Below are 15,087 nucleotides of genomic sequence, written 5' to 3' on the forward strand. Positions count from 1 at the left end.
TATGATTTTTATAGCTAACCATCTTGACAAATCCGATTTGAGAGGGAATGAAACAGCCCTGCCTTGTTAAGGGGCTTGGGGGGATTTTATCCTAATGTTTGTTCGGCGCCATTATTGAGCAACAATCTTAAAACAGACAAAGCCAAAATAATCAAAAACAATACCAAACCAATTGTACAAGCATAGCTAATTTCTAAATTAGTAAAAGCTTGTTCGTACAAATAATAAACAATAGTTTTGGAACTATTGCGTGGTCCACCTTGGGTCATAATATACACTTCTTCAAACACCTTAGTAGCAGAAATTGCCGAAATTACAGCAACTAGTGCTAAATAAGGACGCATCAAAGGCAAAGTAATATCCCAATGTTTACGCACACCATCCGAACCATCTATCGAAGCAGCTTCATATACATCAGCAGGAATTGATTGTAACCCAGCGAGGTAAATAACCATGTAATAACCCAAGCCTTTCCACACGGTTACAGCCATTACACTGAAAAGGGCGAATCTTGGATTTGTTAACCAGGGAATACCTTCTTTGATAATACCTAAACCTTGAAGAAATTGATTAATCAAACCTCTTTCTTCGTACAGCCAGTTCCATGCAATACCAGCAACCACCATCGAAATTACAACTGGTGCATAATATGCTGCCCGAAACCAGGTAATACCGCGTAGCTTTTGATTGACTAAAATTGCTAAACCTAAAGGCGCCGTAACAAGAATTGGTACAACTATAATTAGATATAATATAGTGTTGCCTAAAGTTTTCCAAAACACAGAATCATTAGACAAACGGATAAAATTTGCCAAACCAACCCACTGTGTTTGCGGACTGGTTATATCTTGAATTTTCGTAAAAGTCAAATAAAAAGCTTGAAGCGCAGGTATAAATACCGTAAGTCCTAAAATAAATAAAGCAGGCAGTAAAAATAAATAAGGTGTTAACTGCTGTTGAATACGAATCTTATCTTTAACTTTAATAGATTGCATAACGCTAGGGTATTAAACAATTACTAGAACAAACTACTACTGCTCGGTCAATATACCTGTACTGTAGATAGAGGGATAAAAGAGTTTAGCTCCTGCATGATAAAAATAGCAAACTCATATTACACTAAGATTCCAGGTATAAACATGATAGTAAACTTACATGAAAAAGGTTGGGAGGTAATATACCATCGTGCCCATGCATTACTAGCTGCTCAATTAGCTGGACATTGGAACTCAGAATTACGTCCACAACGTTGGTTAGAAACAATTGCCGCAATATCGCACCACGACGACTTAGAAAAAGAGTGGGAAGGAAACCATCTTACATCAGCAGGCGCCCCACGTGACTTTACACTAGAAAAAGATATTGACTTAGAGGGTTTGCAAAAACTAACTCAAAACTCCCGATATCGCGGACGTTGGGTAGCAATGCTCATATCGATGCATACAAGCTTTTTAAACGAAGCAAGACGCGGAGAATCAAAAGAAGTAGATGAATTTTTAGACGAACAGCTAAAAAATCAACATCAATGGCGCAAAGAACTAAAAATTACCAAAGAAGAAGCAGCCGAAGCATATGCTTTCTTCCAATGGTGCGACAGAATGTCACTAATACTTTGCAACCATGAAATACCCGAAGGCGCCAGCAGTGTAGAAAATGCAAATGACTTCCGCGCGCTAGAAATAGCCAAAGATGCCAGTGGACAACGCTATGATGTCCATCAACGTAGCGACGGAAACATTACAGTAACACCGTGGGTATTCAAAGAAAATAAATTCACAGTAAGAGTCGAAGCATCCTACCTAGATCAACTACAATTTACCGACAACAGCGAACTCACAGAAGCACTACAAAAGGCGCCGATCAAAACCCTAGAATGGACATTCGCCAAATAAACCCCCTGAAAACCCGGTTTCTTCCACACTAAACACAACAATTTTCAGCGTTACCAAAAGAAACCGGGTTTCTCACGCTTGTACGATAACCCTCAATAACGTAGGTTGGGTGTAAACGTAGTTTTCCCGCAGGGTAGCAACGCGCAACCCAACACACAACAATATATATTTCAACAAATAATAATTAAACCATTACCAAATTTTTTCCACAGGATAATTACCAATAGCCTCATCTACACTCAATAAAGGCATTTGCTCAAAAATAGCTTGAGCGATTATAATACGGTCAAAAGGATCACGGTGATGATTAGGTAAGTCTTTTAATGCATAAACATGACTTAACTCAATTGGTAAGATTTGCATGTCATTAACTTCTTGTTGACTCGCAATTAACTCTGGAACTGATATAGGTAAATCTAGCTTACCAAGCTGAACCTTAATTTGTATTTCCCAAACGCTAGCAATGCTCAGAACCCAAAAATTATTATCATCTGTTAATAAATTACTAACTTTCTCTGAAAGAAGTTCTGGATTTACAGCTAACCAAATCAGAACATGTGTGTCTAATAACAATATCATATTACACCTTCACCTAACCAAAACTCATCCGGTAAAGGGTTATTAAAATCATCGCTCATCTGATACTTTCCCCGATTTAAACCTAAAACTCGTTTTTTTCGTGTTTTTTCAGGTTGTGCATACTTTTGTGTTAAAAATTCAACAAAATCTAGCACTTGCTGTTTTTGTTCAGGTGGTAGTGTTTGTAACTTGGTAATTACTTCTGACGTCGTATCAAGAACTTGAGGAGTCATCTTAATTCCTTTTGAATATATACTTTTGTATACTTATCCACATATTGCAGTACACCTATAAAATTAGGTTGTAGGCATTCGTGGTATTTATATATTATACCCTTACTTAACCAAAATTCATCCGGTAGCGGGTCATTAAAATCATCACTCAACCAAATCTGACCTTTATTTAAGTCTGGTACTCGTTGTTGCGGTGCTTCTTGATAACAAGTATATTTATTTGCTAAAAACTCCACAAAATCTAACACTTGTTGTTGCTGTTGTGGCGCCAAAGTTTCTAGTTTTGCAATTAGTTCTGATGTCATATTTATAACTTAAGGAGTCCGAAGACTTTTATTATATAAGTAAAGGCGCCTTTCTCTAGGACGCTTTGAACTTGCACGCTTTATAGTATAACGAGGTGAAATGCGCGTGTACCCCCAAGTTTTCTATGAAAGTTGAGTCCATCAGCATCAATAATTTTAAGCGCTTTGAGAATCTGGAGGTGTCATTCCAAAACCAAACCATTAATACCATTAGTAACAGGTTTTTGGTGCTAGGCGATAATGGTACGGGGAAGACAACCTTGCTACAAGCTATTGCCCTCCCTTTAGCACTGGCAACAAAACAAATTCAACGAGTTACAGATTTTGATTGGCTAGGGTTTCTTCCTGGTCGCTACCAACGTTGGGGGGCGCCGCGTATTGAATTGTCTGTATTATTTACAGATGAAGAAATTACTACTACCCGTGCGTTGTTCAAAAGATGGGCTGCAACGAGAACTGAACGTTCTTTAATTGAACCAGGAGACAGTAAGCGCGTCCATTTAATCCTTGATGGTGAACGCTGTTATACTGCAACTGATGCTCAATACTACCAATTTGCAGGACGTTACTACGCGCGCAATTTATTAGAAACTGACTTCGAGAAAATTATTATAGTGGTCAAGGTCCAACAGATAGTGGAGAAGGATCGCCTTATTAAGGTTAATTATCATATAAGAGGTTTTAGCAACCGCCTGTACCCGGCGGATTGACAATCCTTGGCTTTGTTTGGGTGTTATTTGCTGCCGATGATGCTATCGCTGATCCTACACTGCTTATTAATGGGATACTAGCTTTGAAGTGACCCGTTGACACCAATCGTAGATAAAGGTTTAGCTTGATAAAAAAGCATAGCATTAGTAACAGCAGAGTGCTTGCTTAATCATTGCTCGTGTTGGGCTAATAGCAATCTCATCTTAAATGTAGCTGAAACGCACGTTGATGCAGGTCTTAAAATTTTATTTAAAATCAGTCCTCTTCAGAGGACTTAAGCTATCAGCCTATAGCTTGCAGCTATAGGCTATTAATGAACGCAGCCCAGATCATCATATACATCGCATTAAATACAAATATTGTCACAATTTTCCGTTAGTGCATGGCGCCACACACCCTACGTTTTAATGTACAAAATATAAATATCCCATATCCAAACCCTATGCCTTTCGCCACTACTGGAACCATTGCTGCCATCGCTACCGCTATCGTCCCACAACAAGGTAGCGTGGGAATAGTACGCGCGTCAGGTTCCGAAGCTCTAGACATTGCCAAAAAACTCTTCCATGCACCGGGTAAACAAGCATGGGAAAGTCACCGCATTTTATATGGTTACATTCGTCATCCTCAAACCCAAGAACTTGTAGACGAAGCGTTGTTATTAATAATGCAAGCACCACGTTCATATACCCGTGAGGATGTGGTGGAGTTTCACTGTCATGGGGGAATTATGGCAGTACAGCAAGTGTTACAGCTGTGTTTAGAAGCAGGTGCCCGTCTTGCACAACCAGGTGAGTTTACACTACGCGCGTTTCTAAATGGGCGCCTAGACTTAACGCAAGCTGAAGGTATCGCTGACTTAGTTGGCGCCAAATCTCCACAAGCTGCACAAACTGCATTAGCTGGTATTACAGGAAAACTTGCTCAACCAATAAAAAAACTGCGTGCCGATTGTTTGGATGTTTTAGCGGAAATTGAGGCACGTATCGACTTTGAAGACGATTTACCTCCGTTGGATTATGAGTTTATCACTACGGAAATTCAAAAAATTAGCTTAGAAATAAATCGTATTCTTGCTACCGCAGAAAAAGGAGAATTACTACGAACCGGGTTAAAAGTGGCTATTGTTGGGCGCCCAAATGTCGGAAAATCCAGTTTACTAAATGCGTGGAGTCGTAGCGATAGGGCAATTGTTACAGATTTACCTGGCACGACGCGCGATGTCGTAGAATCACAATTAGTTGTAGGTGGTATACCTGTACAAGTATTAGATACTGCTGGAATCAGACAGACAGAAGACACTGTAGAGAAAATTGGTGTCGAACGTTCGCGCAAAGCTGCCGAGTCAGCAGATTTAGTACTATTAACTATCGATGCTTCCCAAGGGTGGACACCTGATGATGAAGAAATATATCTGAATGTGAAAGGGCGCCCATTAATCCTAGTCATTAATAAAATCGATATTGCGTCGGTATATGATTACCCAGCAGAAATAAACCATATCGTCAAAACAGCAGCAGCCAAAAATCAAGGAATAGACGCATTAGAAACAGCCATTCTAGAAAAAATCCAAACTGAAAAGATTACTGCTGCTGATTTAGATTTTGCCATTAACCAGCGTCAAGGCGCCGCACTCACACAAGCAAAATCATGTTTAGAACAAGTACTATTAACAATCGAACAAAATTTACCTCTTGACTTTTGGAGCATTGACTTACGTGGCGCCATTTATGCTTTAGGTGAAATTACAGGAGAAGAGGTTACAGAATCTGTATTAGATAAAATTTTTAGTAGGTTTTGTATTGGTAAGTAAAAGTTGTTATTAGTATGGCTTTTCCTGGGAATAATACATGTGACAGCTTGACTTTTAGGTAGCACACATGGAGACAGAAAAGCCAGTAATTGCAGGTTACAGCATTAAACAACAAATTTATGCTAGTTCCAGAACCCTAGTATATACAGGCGCCTGTTCTTCTGACCAAGCATCCGTTGCAATTAAGCTGATGCGAAACCTCAACCCAAGTTTCGACGAAATCGTTCAGTTTCGTAATCAGTACATTATCAGCAAAAACCTTAATAACCTTAATATTGATGGAGTTGTTAAACCATATAGTCTTGAAACATGTGGACGTTATGCTTTAATCATGGAATTTGGTGGAATACCACTCACTCAATGGATAAGTCATCATGATTTAACCGATTTTTTTACTGTCGCAATTCAAATTGCATCTATCCTCGACCAGCTACACAACCACCGTGTTATTCACAAAGATATCAAACCTGCCAACATTTTAATTAATCCTGAGACGAAGAAAGTTACAATCATTGACTTTAGTATCTCCTCTCTACTACCACGAGAAATACAAGAATTACAAAATCCTGGTGTTATCGAAGGTACACTCGCTTATATTTCTCCCGAACAAACAGGACGCATGAATCGCGGTATCGATTATCGCACTGATTTTTATAGTTTAGGTATTACTCTATACGAACTCCTCACAGGTAAAGTCCCTTTTGAATCGGATGACCCTATCGAATTGGTACATTGTCATATTGCCAAACAACTACCACCAGTTCACCATCTAAATCCAAATATCCCTGAGATTTTATCAGATATTATTGCCAAGCTCACAGCCAAAAATGCCGAAGATAGATACCAAAGTGCATTAGGTTTAAAACACGACTTAGAAACTTGCTTTAATGGTATCCGCTCAATAAGTAGGGGTAGCGTCCATGCACAACAGCATGGCGCCATGCTAGGGTAAAGTAAAGGGAAAGCGCACTCTTACCAAGCCAATGATATTGCCCTATTGCCTCCAAAGTCTAACCCAAACGGCGCCTTATGCCATTTATACACGTATTTGAGCCGATACGTCATGCATTAATGGTGGTGCCCCAGAGCGGATACATAGCACGAAAAAATAAAAAGATTTATTTGGTAACATGGTGCCGTAGAATATGATACATGACGCAAAATCCGAAGAATAAAAAATTAGCACCTGAGTTACTGCAAAGCGTTGACCCAAGAGGAATTGCAGACCCTTCACTGCGTCAAACTATAGAAGTACTCTTGAATTTAATAGAAGAACAAAATATAAAGATAAAAAGCTTAGAAGAAGAGAACCAAAAGCTTAGAGATGAAAACAACCGTCTTAAAGGAGAAAAGGGTAAGCCAGACATTAAAGCCAATAAAACAAGTGGATTCAAGAAAGACCATTCGTCGGAGAAAGAACGAAAAACTCCTTCTAAGCATACTAAAAGTAGCAAAAATGCCAACATCGAAATAGATAGAAAAAAGATTTTAGAGTACCCACAATCTAAGCTACCAGTTGACGCAGAATTTAAGGGTTACGAGGAGGTAATAGTACAAGATATTTCACTAAAAACTGACAATGTACTATTCCTAAAACAGAAATTCTACTCTGCATCAGAGGGTAAAACATACTTGGCACCGTTACCAGCAGGTTATGATGGGGAGTTCGGTCGCTTGTATCAAAGCCTTGGTCATAAGCCTATATTACGGAGGTAACATGACGCAAGGTAAATTATTAGAATTATTAGAAGATATTGGTATTTCAATGTCAGCAGGTTACTTATCAAATCTGCTCATAAAAAATTACGATGATTTTGAATCTGAATTTAACGAAGTAAAAGTGACATTCCATCATTGGGAACAATCATTAGAAATAAATCTTTGACTACGTATCTGCTTTCTTCGTGGCAAGAAGAACTATTTTGTATGTCAGGATAAACATTAACAAGTTAATCCGCGTATCAAATTAAAAACTTCGTACCTTTGATTTTAGGTGCGCTCAACTGTACTGCTTAAAAATTTTTATGCTCGTTGCCTGCAAGAGCAGAAGCGCGCGGTCGTAGTGGTGCGCTTTAAAAGTTCGTTATTAGATTAACACTATAGTAGTTTATATTTTTTGTTGTTAGTCAATATAATCAGTTCTTCTACTTTCTAATAAAAACATGTGCGCTCATGTAGTTAAAACGCTCTTAGCCGCATTCTTGCCAAGAAACACAAATTATTTAAAGCAGCGTTCCGTGGCGCAGCGGGCGCGGGGCGCCCGCATGGCTTAAGTTATTTGTATGAATAATAAATTTATTCAACAACACCAAGTAATCACTACTTACCCCAACTTATTGAGCCGATACGAAATACCCGCATAAAAATCTATCGTGAGCATCCAGTTTTGGCAGAAACACCACAACTAAGGGCGCCTGACGATTAGTGGTATACTAGATTGCAAGTGAGTCACTTGTTAACCAAGAGACTCTAAAATTGTCAAAAGGCTTTTCTAGGCTGATAATGAGTTACTAGAAGTAACTTGTTATTTATGCCGTCAGATAAACCTAGAGTACAAATTAGATTTGATGAGGAGGATTTTGGCTACCTGGAAGAGTGGGCTAAGTCAGAATTTATACCAGTAACACAACTGTGTAGAGCCATCATTCTTAAATCCGTAGCTAATCGCAAAAAAAAAGAAGATGGAAAAAGTGATAGGGAAAGTGTATGACCAGAGACATTCAGTTAAACAGGCCAACAATTGAACAGGTAAAAGCTTTCTACAGCTTATGCGTGCGAGTAAGCAATCTACTACGAACAGTTGAACTAACAAGTTCGATACTCGCACACAAAGAATTGTGGTGCTTATAGGAGAAACAATTGAAGTAGAAATTTTAAGTAATGGAGAGGAATTAGTCAGATGAGTAACTATCAACAATTAACCGAAGCTGAGTTGAGGGAGTACGTAAAAAAACATCCCTCGGACGAAGACGGTTTTCAACATTACCTTACCATTGTTAGGTCAAGACCTGGGGTAGCGGTTAGTACATATGAACGATTGGAAGCCGAATTAAAGAAGAGAATAGAAGCTGAGACAGTACAAGGAGAGCTATGAGTGATCATGTAAATACTTTATAAAACTAAAACAAAACTGTATGAAAGTTAGTTCTGCGTATACAAGACTGCTCGTCTCAGACTTACAAGCATGTTTTCTCTTCTACAAAGAAATCATGGAATTTGAAGTCAAACAAGAAGACATCGAAGACGGTTATGCTGAATTTGCCGTTGGAAACATGCGTCTGAGTTTATTTCGTCGTCAAGAAATGGCAAAAATAATCCATAACGCACACAAACCAGACAATGCAGAATGTCAAGACAAAGTAGCCTTAATCTTAACAGTGCATGATGTAGAAGAAGAATACAACAAATTAAAGCATAAAGGAATTCAGTTTGCCGTGGCGCCAATGAATAACCCGCACTACGGAATAAAAACAGCTTACCTACGCGACCCAGACGAAAACTTAATTGGGTTATTTCAAATGCTAGTGTAACACCTGTAGGTTGGGTGAAGCGCCCGCGCGCAACCCAACATCAAAAATAAAAACTTTAACACCAATTTTAATAGTAAAGATTTTTACCACAGAGACAGTAGAGACGCGCCGCACGATATGTAGTGAGGTGTAACACAGAAAGACACTTTTATAACATCCTCTCAAATTCCAAGAACAAAAGCGTATTATATATATAGATTTAAATAAATCTTAATATCTGAGTATGAGAATTACAGAAATTTGCGCGCGTAACCTATTTGGGATATTCAACCATACAGTCACCATGAAACTAGATGAACGTATCACCATCATTCATGGTAAAAATGGAGTTGGTAAAACCGCTTTACTTAGAATAATTAATGGTTTGTTTAGTCTAAACTTTTATGAACTATCTAAAATTTATTTTGATGAGTTGAAAATACAATTTGATGATTTTAGTTATATACGAGTAAACCAAGCAAACAATAATAAATTACTAGAAAAAAGCATTATATTAAATTATAGAAAGCAAAACTGGAGCGAAGAAAAGCAATTTAAAACTAAGGTATTAGATGCCAACATATTAGACTTTCCTTTATCTGCTATAGAAAATATACCTCAATTAGAGAGAATATCACTTAGAGCATGGGTCAACCTCGACAATAACGAAATTTTATCTTTGGAAGATGTATTTGAGAAGTTTAGTCACTTACTACCTGTAGCTTCTGATTATATAAAAATACCAGATTGGCTTCAAGAGTTAAAAGACTCTATTAGTATTCGTTTTATTGAATCTCAAAGACTATTTGATTTATCATTATACAATATTAATTCAAAATTAGAACAACCATCTACAATGCTGTCAGTTGCTTCATACGCAAATGAACTTTCAAGCTTGATTAAAGCTAAACTAGCAGAATATGGTTCATTATCTCAGTCTCTAGATAAAAGCTTCCCTATTCGGTTAGTTCAGCAAAAAAATGCTAAATTATTAACTTTTGAAGAACTACGGCAAAAACTAAGTACACTAGAAGAGAAGCGCTCTCACTTAGTTAGTACTGGTTTACTGGAAAAAGATAATTACCCTGACTTTGAAATACAAGAGCAAATAGACGATAGTACAAAGCAAGTTTTATCTATATATATAGATGATATAGATAAAAAGCTTAGTTTATTTGAAGACCTTGCAGAACGAATAGACATTTTCAAAGGAATTATTAATCAAAGATTTTCATATAAACAATTAAAGATTAACAAAGAAAAAGGTTTTGTATTTAATCGTAATGGTAGCTCTTTATCCCCAGATAATTTATCATCAGGTGAGCAGCACGAGTTAATAATGCTTTATGAATTATTATTCAAAGCAAAACCCAATGCATTAATTCTTATAGATGAACCAGAGTTATCGCTTCATGTTGAGTGGCAAGTTCAGTTTTTAAGAGACTTACAAAAAATTACCCAAGTCTCTAAGCTTGATGTATTATTGGCAACTCACTCTCCTGACTTAATTCATGATAGATGGGATTTAACTGTAGAATTAAAGGGTGCATAATAAATGAGAGAATATATAACTCCTGAACGTATTGCTAATCAAATACGTTTGAGGCGCAGTAGTTTTCCTGGCGCCTTTATTATAGTAGAAGGTCGCTCTGATAATTTAGTATACGAACGTTTAGTATCTCAAGATAAGTGTGAATTTTCTATTGCCTTGAATAAAGATAATGCCATAAATGCGCTAGATATTCTTGACAAAGATAATTTTAAAGGTGTGCTTGCAATTGTAGATGCTGATTTTAATATACTTGAAGGTTTTGTTCGTACCAGTAATAACTTACTGATGACGGATGACCATGACCTTGAGGTAATGCTGATTAAATCACCTGCTCTTGACAAGCTTCTTCGTGAGGTAGGTAGTGAAGAGAAAATTCTTAAGTTTGGTAAAGATGTTCGCAAAGCGCTTGTTGAATGTGGAAAAATTATAGGCTATCTTAGGTGGACTTCTCTTAAACATAATCTCAATCTGAAGTTTGAAGAATTAACTTTTAGCAAATTTATCGAGCAAAAATCTCTATCTATAAATACTTTGACATTTATACAAGTAGTTAAAAATCATTCTCAAAAACCTGCCTTAGTGGATAAAGAAGTCGAGAAGCTATTAAATGCGTTACAAAATCCTAATCATGACTTATGGCATGTTTGTTGCGGTCATGACCTCATTTGCATTTTGTCTATAGGGTTATGTAAGACACTAGGGTCATGCAACACAAACGATGTGAAACCAGAATTATTAGAAAGAGAATTACGTCTTGCTTACGAAGAGTCATATTTTCGTAGCACACAGCTTTATACATTAATTCAGAATTGGCAGAAAAATAATTCTCCTTATCAAATTTTTTAAATAATAACTATAGCGATGTTTCCGCTTGAATTTATTGAATAATTCTTGTAACCTCTTCTTCAGATTGTATATATCTTGCCATCCAACAGGCGCCCAGAAAATTGTTTAGCGCTCGTCTTGCCTTAAACCTTGACCAATATAAAACTTAAGTAAAGCTTCTACAGACATATCCCTTATCGCAGCTATTTTTTGAAGCGATTTTAATGTATCAGTTGGTATTTTGATAGAAACCGTCTCAGTCGGACGAGGACGTATATGTAATTTAATTTTTTCAGGATTTTTCATATAGTTTTTTTTCTTTGCAAGTAACTAGCGTAGCTGAATAAATATGTTATAATACACAATATAAACTTATCTAATTAAAAAAATATAAAGATTTAAAAAGCGAAACTTATGAAACAGGCATTTACAGCAAGTGTATGGCAAGAGGATAACTGGTTTGTCGCACAATGCTTGGAAGTGGATATTGCAAGTCAAGGAGAAACTGAAGCTGAAGCTTTATCGAATTTAAGCGAAGCTTTGTCACTGTATTTTGAGCCACCAATAGCTACGATACTACCCCAGATTAAGACTTTTGAGGTAGAAATAGGTGCCGCTTAAACCATTACCTTTTCGTGAAGTAAAACGTAAGCTGGAAGCTGCTAGTTTTGAGGAAGTTAGTCAAAAAAGTAGTCACGTAAAGTTTGCAAAAATAACCGACGAAGGAACACGTACTGCGATAGTACCTAACAAACGGGAAATAAGTATTGGTACGCTTGGCAGTATTTTACGACAAGCTGGGATAAGCATTGAGGAATTTGAGATATTATAGGTGCCCGCATATTTCTACCTCAGTGGTATCACTGAAGGCATTATTTAACTTGTTAATTTAAGCTGTACGTGTTTCAACTAACTTTTGCTTCAAAGGTGAGTGCAGTGATGTCTTCTGAGCAGTTTCAATTAACGCACGAAAATATACATAGTATTGGTACGCGACTTTTACAGTATCTTTCTGAAATTCGTCAAAGTCGTCTTAATCAGGGAGATGATACAAAAAGTTTACAGAGTGTAGAGGATGACATTAACAAAGCACTAACCGCTTTAAAAGAGCAAAAGTATCAAGTCGCGGTAATTGCGGCAATGAAAGCTGGTAAAAGTACTTTCCTGAATGCCATTATTGGCGCCGATATTTTAGCCAGTGAGTCAGAAGCATGTACAGTTTGCCGTACTGATATACGACCAATTAGTGCTGAAGCTACACCAAAACTGTTGGAGTATCGACAGGGACAAAGGAAACCATTTGAAATTCCTGTAGAAAATGCGGAAGAACTTCGCCACACATTGTTAGAACGCACCCGTGAGATTCGACGTACAGCAAATAAAGATAATGTTACACTCTTTGAAATACAGCATCCGATTGAGGCAATTAGTAAACTAACATCTTTAAACGGTTTTACTTTGGTAGATACTCCTGGCCCCAACGAGTGGGAATCTGCTAATCTTAGTACAGTAGCACTTAAACAAACAGCTTTAGAAGCTTTACGAACTTGTAATGCTATTTTGTTTATTTTGGATTACTCTTCGTTCAAAGACAATACAAATTCCGAACTACTCCAAGATTTAATCGAGCAGCGAAAAGAATTTTTGGCACAAAATACCGGAAAAATTTACTTTATCCTTAATAAGATTGACCGGAAAGCAGAGAAAGACAGAGCTATTGAAGATGTTATAGCTGATTTAAGGCAAGCTTTGATTGGCTTTGGCATACCAGAACCAATTATTTATTCAGCAAGTGCATGGCAAGGGCTATTAGCAAAACTTATAAAAAGCAAACGAGCAAGCGACGAGCATAAAAAGGATTTTAAAAAGTTTTTCCTTTCGAGATATTTTGAAGAAGATGAAGACGGTGATATACGTGTTCCAAAAATGACTGATATTGCACCAAAAGCACTGGTAGATAGTGGAATAGTAACGATTGAACAATCTGTAATTCAAACAGTTGTACAAAATTCAGGTTGGAATCTTTTAAGTGATGCCTTAGCAAAACTTGAAAAAGCGACTAAAGGTATCGAGGATACTTTGAACACACAAATTAGCGCTTGGGATATGGAGATCGAAACCTTAAAGCAAAAAGTAGCTGATTACAGGAAACGCGCTGATTATTCTAAAAGTAAAGTGCAAGATGTAAAAAAGTCTGTGGAAGAACAAAAAGAAATTTTGATTAGCGAGTTTAGCAAGGGAGTAAGCCAATTTTCAGATGGGGCAAAAGCTAAGATAGAGGCAGAAATAGAACAAATTGCTAAAGCTGTATCCCGCAAACAGGAAAACCAGCAACAGCAATATCAAACTCAACATCAAATAATAGATGACAGTAAAATTCTTCCTTCTAGAGAAGTAAGATTAGGATTTAGCCTACCAAAATGGCTTCCTTTTATAGGTGGTCTCTCATTCTCATTTGAAACAAAAACTTCTCTGGTAGATAATTTGAAAAAATCAATACCAGCTATTTTTGATAATTTATCTGATGAGTATTATAAAAGCTCTGACCCTTACAAAGTTAGATGCAAAACAAGGGAAGAAGCTGAAAATATAAAAACTTCTATAAATGAATATTATGCCCCCCATATTAAAACTTGGTGGTTAGACACACAAGATAAACTTATTAGACATGGTACTAAAATTAGAGAGGAATTAGTACATAGTATTCAACATGATATTCAAGAAATATCAAATGAACTATCTAGCTATTTGGGAGAGTCGTTGCAAGTTACATTAAACATCAACTCTATTCAGTTTCCTGAATTTGAATTTTCTGGAATAGACGCAAAAATAAAAGAACAACAAGAACCATATAAAGTATTCAAAGAAAATAAAAAAGAAAAGAAGGAAGGAGAGAAAGGACAAGGTTTTTGTGAATCTGATGTTGACTATGAAAAAAGAGCTTTTAAAGAAGTGCCAGTATATGATGATAAACAACGCTTCTTTTATGAGATTGATCTACAACAAACATGTCAAGCAATTCAAAAAAACATAGATAATCAATCATTAGCAAGCATCAAGGCTCTCAAACGAATTGTTGAAAAACAAATTTTCGAGGACTTTAGAAGTGCAGAGCAGCAAATTAATGATTATATCAATAAGTTTCAGGATGAGTTTGACAGTTTGTTGAAAGAACGGGAGACCAGAGAATTTGAAAAAATGCGAATTCGTGCTATTCTTGAAACCCAGAAAGTTAAGTTAAATGAGTATTTAAACGAATTAGCTCCGCTTCGCACGTCTTTAGATAGCTGGAAACCTAAGCAGATTCCCATAATGCTCGGTTAAGGATTTTAAGGCGCCAAATATTAGATAAGGTACAAATTATCAATTGTAGGCGCCGCATCAAACAAAGAATTTCCGCTTACAGTATGATTTTCCGTAATCTGAATGATTTCTACTTATGATAAAGCAGACTTATGACATGAAAGGGCGCTTTTAGAACATTTTCTCTGTCTCCGTAAATTTTAGAAAATAGGCGCCTAATTTTAAGCTCAAGAAACTCTCCTCTCTGTGCCCTCTGTGTCTCTATGGTAAATATCTTTACTACCGATATCAATAACGTCGTGAGCTATTGGTCAGTTTCATTAAGTTTACTGGGTTAATAATTCTTTCTTTGTGTCCTTTGTGCC

18 protein-coding genes and 1 pseudogene are annotated in these 15,087 nt (G+C 36.9%); 14 read left to right on the forward strand and 5 right to left on the reverse strand.

Features of this window, described 5'->3' with window-relative positions; translation table 11 throughout:
• Window positions 1-86 precede the first annotated feature (86 nt).
• On the reverse strand, window positions 87-995 hold the full coding sequence (locus tag AC2JBO_RS12205) for a carbohydrate ABC transporter permease (protein ID WP_496953922.1): 909 nt from the start codon (window positions 993-995) through the stop codon (window positions 87-89).
• A 144-nt stretch (window positions 996-1,139) separates the two neighbouring features.
• On the opposite strand from AC2JBO_RS12205, the gene AC2JBO_RS12210 reads away from it, so the two are divergent.
• Window positions 1,140-1,892, forward strand: a complete 753-nt coding sequence (locus tag AC2JBO_RS12210; protein WP_496953923.1) for a DUF3891 family protein — start codon at window positions 1,140-1,142, stop codon at window positions 1,890-1,892.
• Between the two features lie 192 nt (window positions 1,893-2,084).
• Here AC2JBO_RS12210 and AC2JBO_RS12215 read toward each other — a convergent pair whose 3' ends face one another.
• Genes AC2JBO_RS12215 through AC2JBO_RS12225 form a run of 3 tightly spaced genes read right to left on the reverse strand, consistent with a single transcriptional unit; the run spans window position 2,085 to window position 3,009 of the window.
• Window positions 2,085-2,471: a type II toxin-antitoxin system VapC family toxin gene (locus tag AC2JBO_RS12215; RefSeq protein WP_496953924.1), complete on the reverse strand. Its 387-nt coding sequence runs from the start codon at window positions 2,469-2,471 to the stop codon at window positions 2,085-2,087.
• Entirely contained in the window at window positions 2,468-2,704 is a 237-nt protein-coding gene (vapB, locus tag AC2JBO_RS12220; RefSeq protein WP_496953925.1) for a type II toxin-antitoxin system VapB family antitoxin, read from the reverse strand. Before vapB ends, AC2JBO_RS12215 begins: the two co-directional genes overlap by 4 nt.
• Complete coding sequence (locus tag AC2JBO_RS12225) at window positions 2,701-3,009, reverse strand: DUF2281 domain-containing protein (RefSeq protein WP_496953926.1); 309 nt, start codon at window positions 3,007-3,009, stop codon at window positions 2,701-2,703. The genes vapB and AC2JBO_RS12225 overlap by 4 nt, the downstream gene beginning before the upstream one ends.
• Before the next feature lie 125 nt (window positions 3,010-3,134).
• On the opposite strand from AC2JBO_RS12225, the gene AC2JBO_RS12230 reads away from it, so the two are divergent.
• The 10 genes and pseudogenes from AC2JBO_RS12230 to AC2JBO_RS12275 all read left to right on the forward strand — a co-directional run bounded on the left by AC2JBO_RS12230 (window position 3,135) and on the right by AC2JBO_RS12275 (window position 11,440).
• Complete coding sequence (locus AC2JBO_RS12230; protein WP_496953927.1) at window positions 3,135-3,719, forward strand: AAA family ATPase; 585 nt, start codon at window positions 3,135-3,137, stop codon at window positions 3,717-3,719.
• Between the two features lie 443 nt (window positions 3,720-4,162).
• The gene (mnmE, locus tag AC2JBO_RS12235; RefSeq protein WP_496953960.1) at window positions 4,163-5,533 is read left to right on the forward strand and encodes a tRNA uridine-5-carboxymethylaminomethyl(34) synthesis GTPase MnmE; all 1,371 of its coding nucleotides are present in this window, start codon (window positions 4,163-4,165) and stop codon (window positions 5,531-5,533) included.
• Window positions 5,534-5,600: 67 nt separating this feature from the next.
• Window positions 5,601-6,416: pseudogene (locus AC2JBO_RS12240) on the forward strand (serine/threonine protein kinase); the annotation flags it as partial.
• Window positions 6,417-6,685: 269 nt separating this feature from the next.
• Window positions 6,686-7,249 carry a hypothetical protein gene (locus AC2JBO_RS12245; RefSeq protein WP_496953928.1) on the forward strand — a complete coding sequence of 188 codons (564 nt, stop codon included), beginning with the start codon at window positions 6,686-6,688 and terminating at the stop codon, window positions 7,247-7,249.
• A 1-nt stretch (window position 7,250) separates the two neighbouring features.
• Window positions 7,251-7,418 (forward strand): hypothetical protein, encoded by a 168-nt coding sequence (locus tag AC2JBO_RS12250; protein WP_496953929.1) that lies wholly within the window; start codon window positions 7,251-7,253, stop codon window positions 7,416-7,418.
• Window positions 7,419-8,373: 955 nt separating this feature from the next.
• A complete protein-coding gene (locus AC2JBO_RS12255) occupies window positions 8,374-8,436 on the forward strand; it encodes a hypothetical protein (protein WP_496953961.1) in 63 nt (20 codons plus the stop codon).
• A complete protein-coding gene (locus tag AC2JBO_RS12260; RefSeq protein ID WP_496953930.1) occupies window positions 8,433-8,627 on the forward strand; it encodes a DUF6887 family protein in 195 nt (64 codons plus the stop codon). Before AC2JBO_RS12255 ends, AC2JBO_RS12260 begins: the two co-directional genes overlap by 4 nt.
• Window positions 8,628-8,667: 40 nt before the next feature.
• Window positions 8,668-9,063, forward strand: coding sequence for a VOC family protein (locus tag AC2JBO_RS12265; RefSeq protein WP_496953931.1), 396 nt, complete (start codon window positions 8,668-8,670; stop codon window positions 9,061-9,063).
• A 223-nt stretch (window positions 9,064-9,286) separates the two neighbouring features.
• Window positions 9,287-10,594: an AAA family ATPase gene (locus AC2JBO_RS12270; protein ID WP_496953932.1), complete on the forward strand. Its 1,308-nt coding sequence runs from the start codon at window positions 9,287-9,289 to the stop codon at window positions 10,592-10,594.
• A gap of 3 nt (window positions 10,595-10,597) precedes the next feature.
• Window positions 10,598-11,440 (forward strand): DUF4435 domain-containing protein, encoded by an 843-nt coding sequence (locus tag AC2JBO_RS12275; protein WP_496953933.1) that lies wholly within the window; start codon window positions 10,598-10,600, stop codon window positions 11,438-11,440.
• 105 nt (window positions 11,441-11,545) lie between these two features.
• On the opposite strand, the gene AC2JBO_RS12280 is transcribed toward AC2JBO_RS12275, so the two are convergent.
• Window positions 11,546-11,725, reverse strand: a complete 180-nt coding sequence (locus AC2JBO_RS12280) for a hypothetical protein (protein ID WP_496953934.1) — start codon at window positions 11,723-11,725, stop codon at window positions 11,546-11,548.
• A 108-nt stretch (window positions 11,726-11,833) separates the two neighbouring features.
• Between AC2JBO_RS12280 and AC2JBO_RS12285 the strand changes: the two genes are divergently transcribed.
• The 3 genes from AC2JBO_RS12285 (at window position 11,834) to AC2JBO_RS12295 (ending at window position 14,743) form a co-directional block, all read left to right on the forward strand.
• On the forward strand, window positions 11,834-12,040 hold the full coding sequence (locus AC2JBO_RS12285; RefSeq protein ID WP_496953935.1) for a type II toxin-antitoxin system HicB family antitoxin: 207 nt from the start codon (window positions 11,834-11,836) through the stop codon (window positions 12,038-12,040).
• Window positions 12,030-12,251: a type II toxin-antitoxin system HicA family toxin gene (locus AC2JBO_RS12290; RefSeq protein WP_496953936.1), complete on the forward strand. Its 222-nt coding sequence runs from the start codon at window positions 12,030-12,032 to the stop codon at window positions 12,249-12,251. The genes AC2JBO_RS12285 and AC2JBO_RS12290 overlap by 11 nt, the downstream gene beginning before the upstream one ends.
• Window positions 12,252-12,358: 107 nt before the next feature.
• Complete coding sequence (locus tag AC2JBO_RS12295) at window positions 12,359-14,743, forward strand: dynamin family protein (RefSeq protein ID WP_496953937.1); 2,385 nt, start codon at window positions 12,359-12,361, stop codon at window positions 14,741-14,743.
• Window positions 14,744-15,087: the final 344 nt, after the last annotated feature.

The organism is Calothrix sp. CBUCES-K 9914 (genome assembly GCF_059640475.1).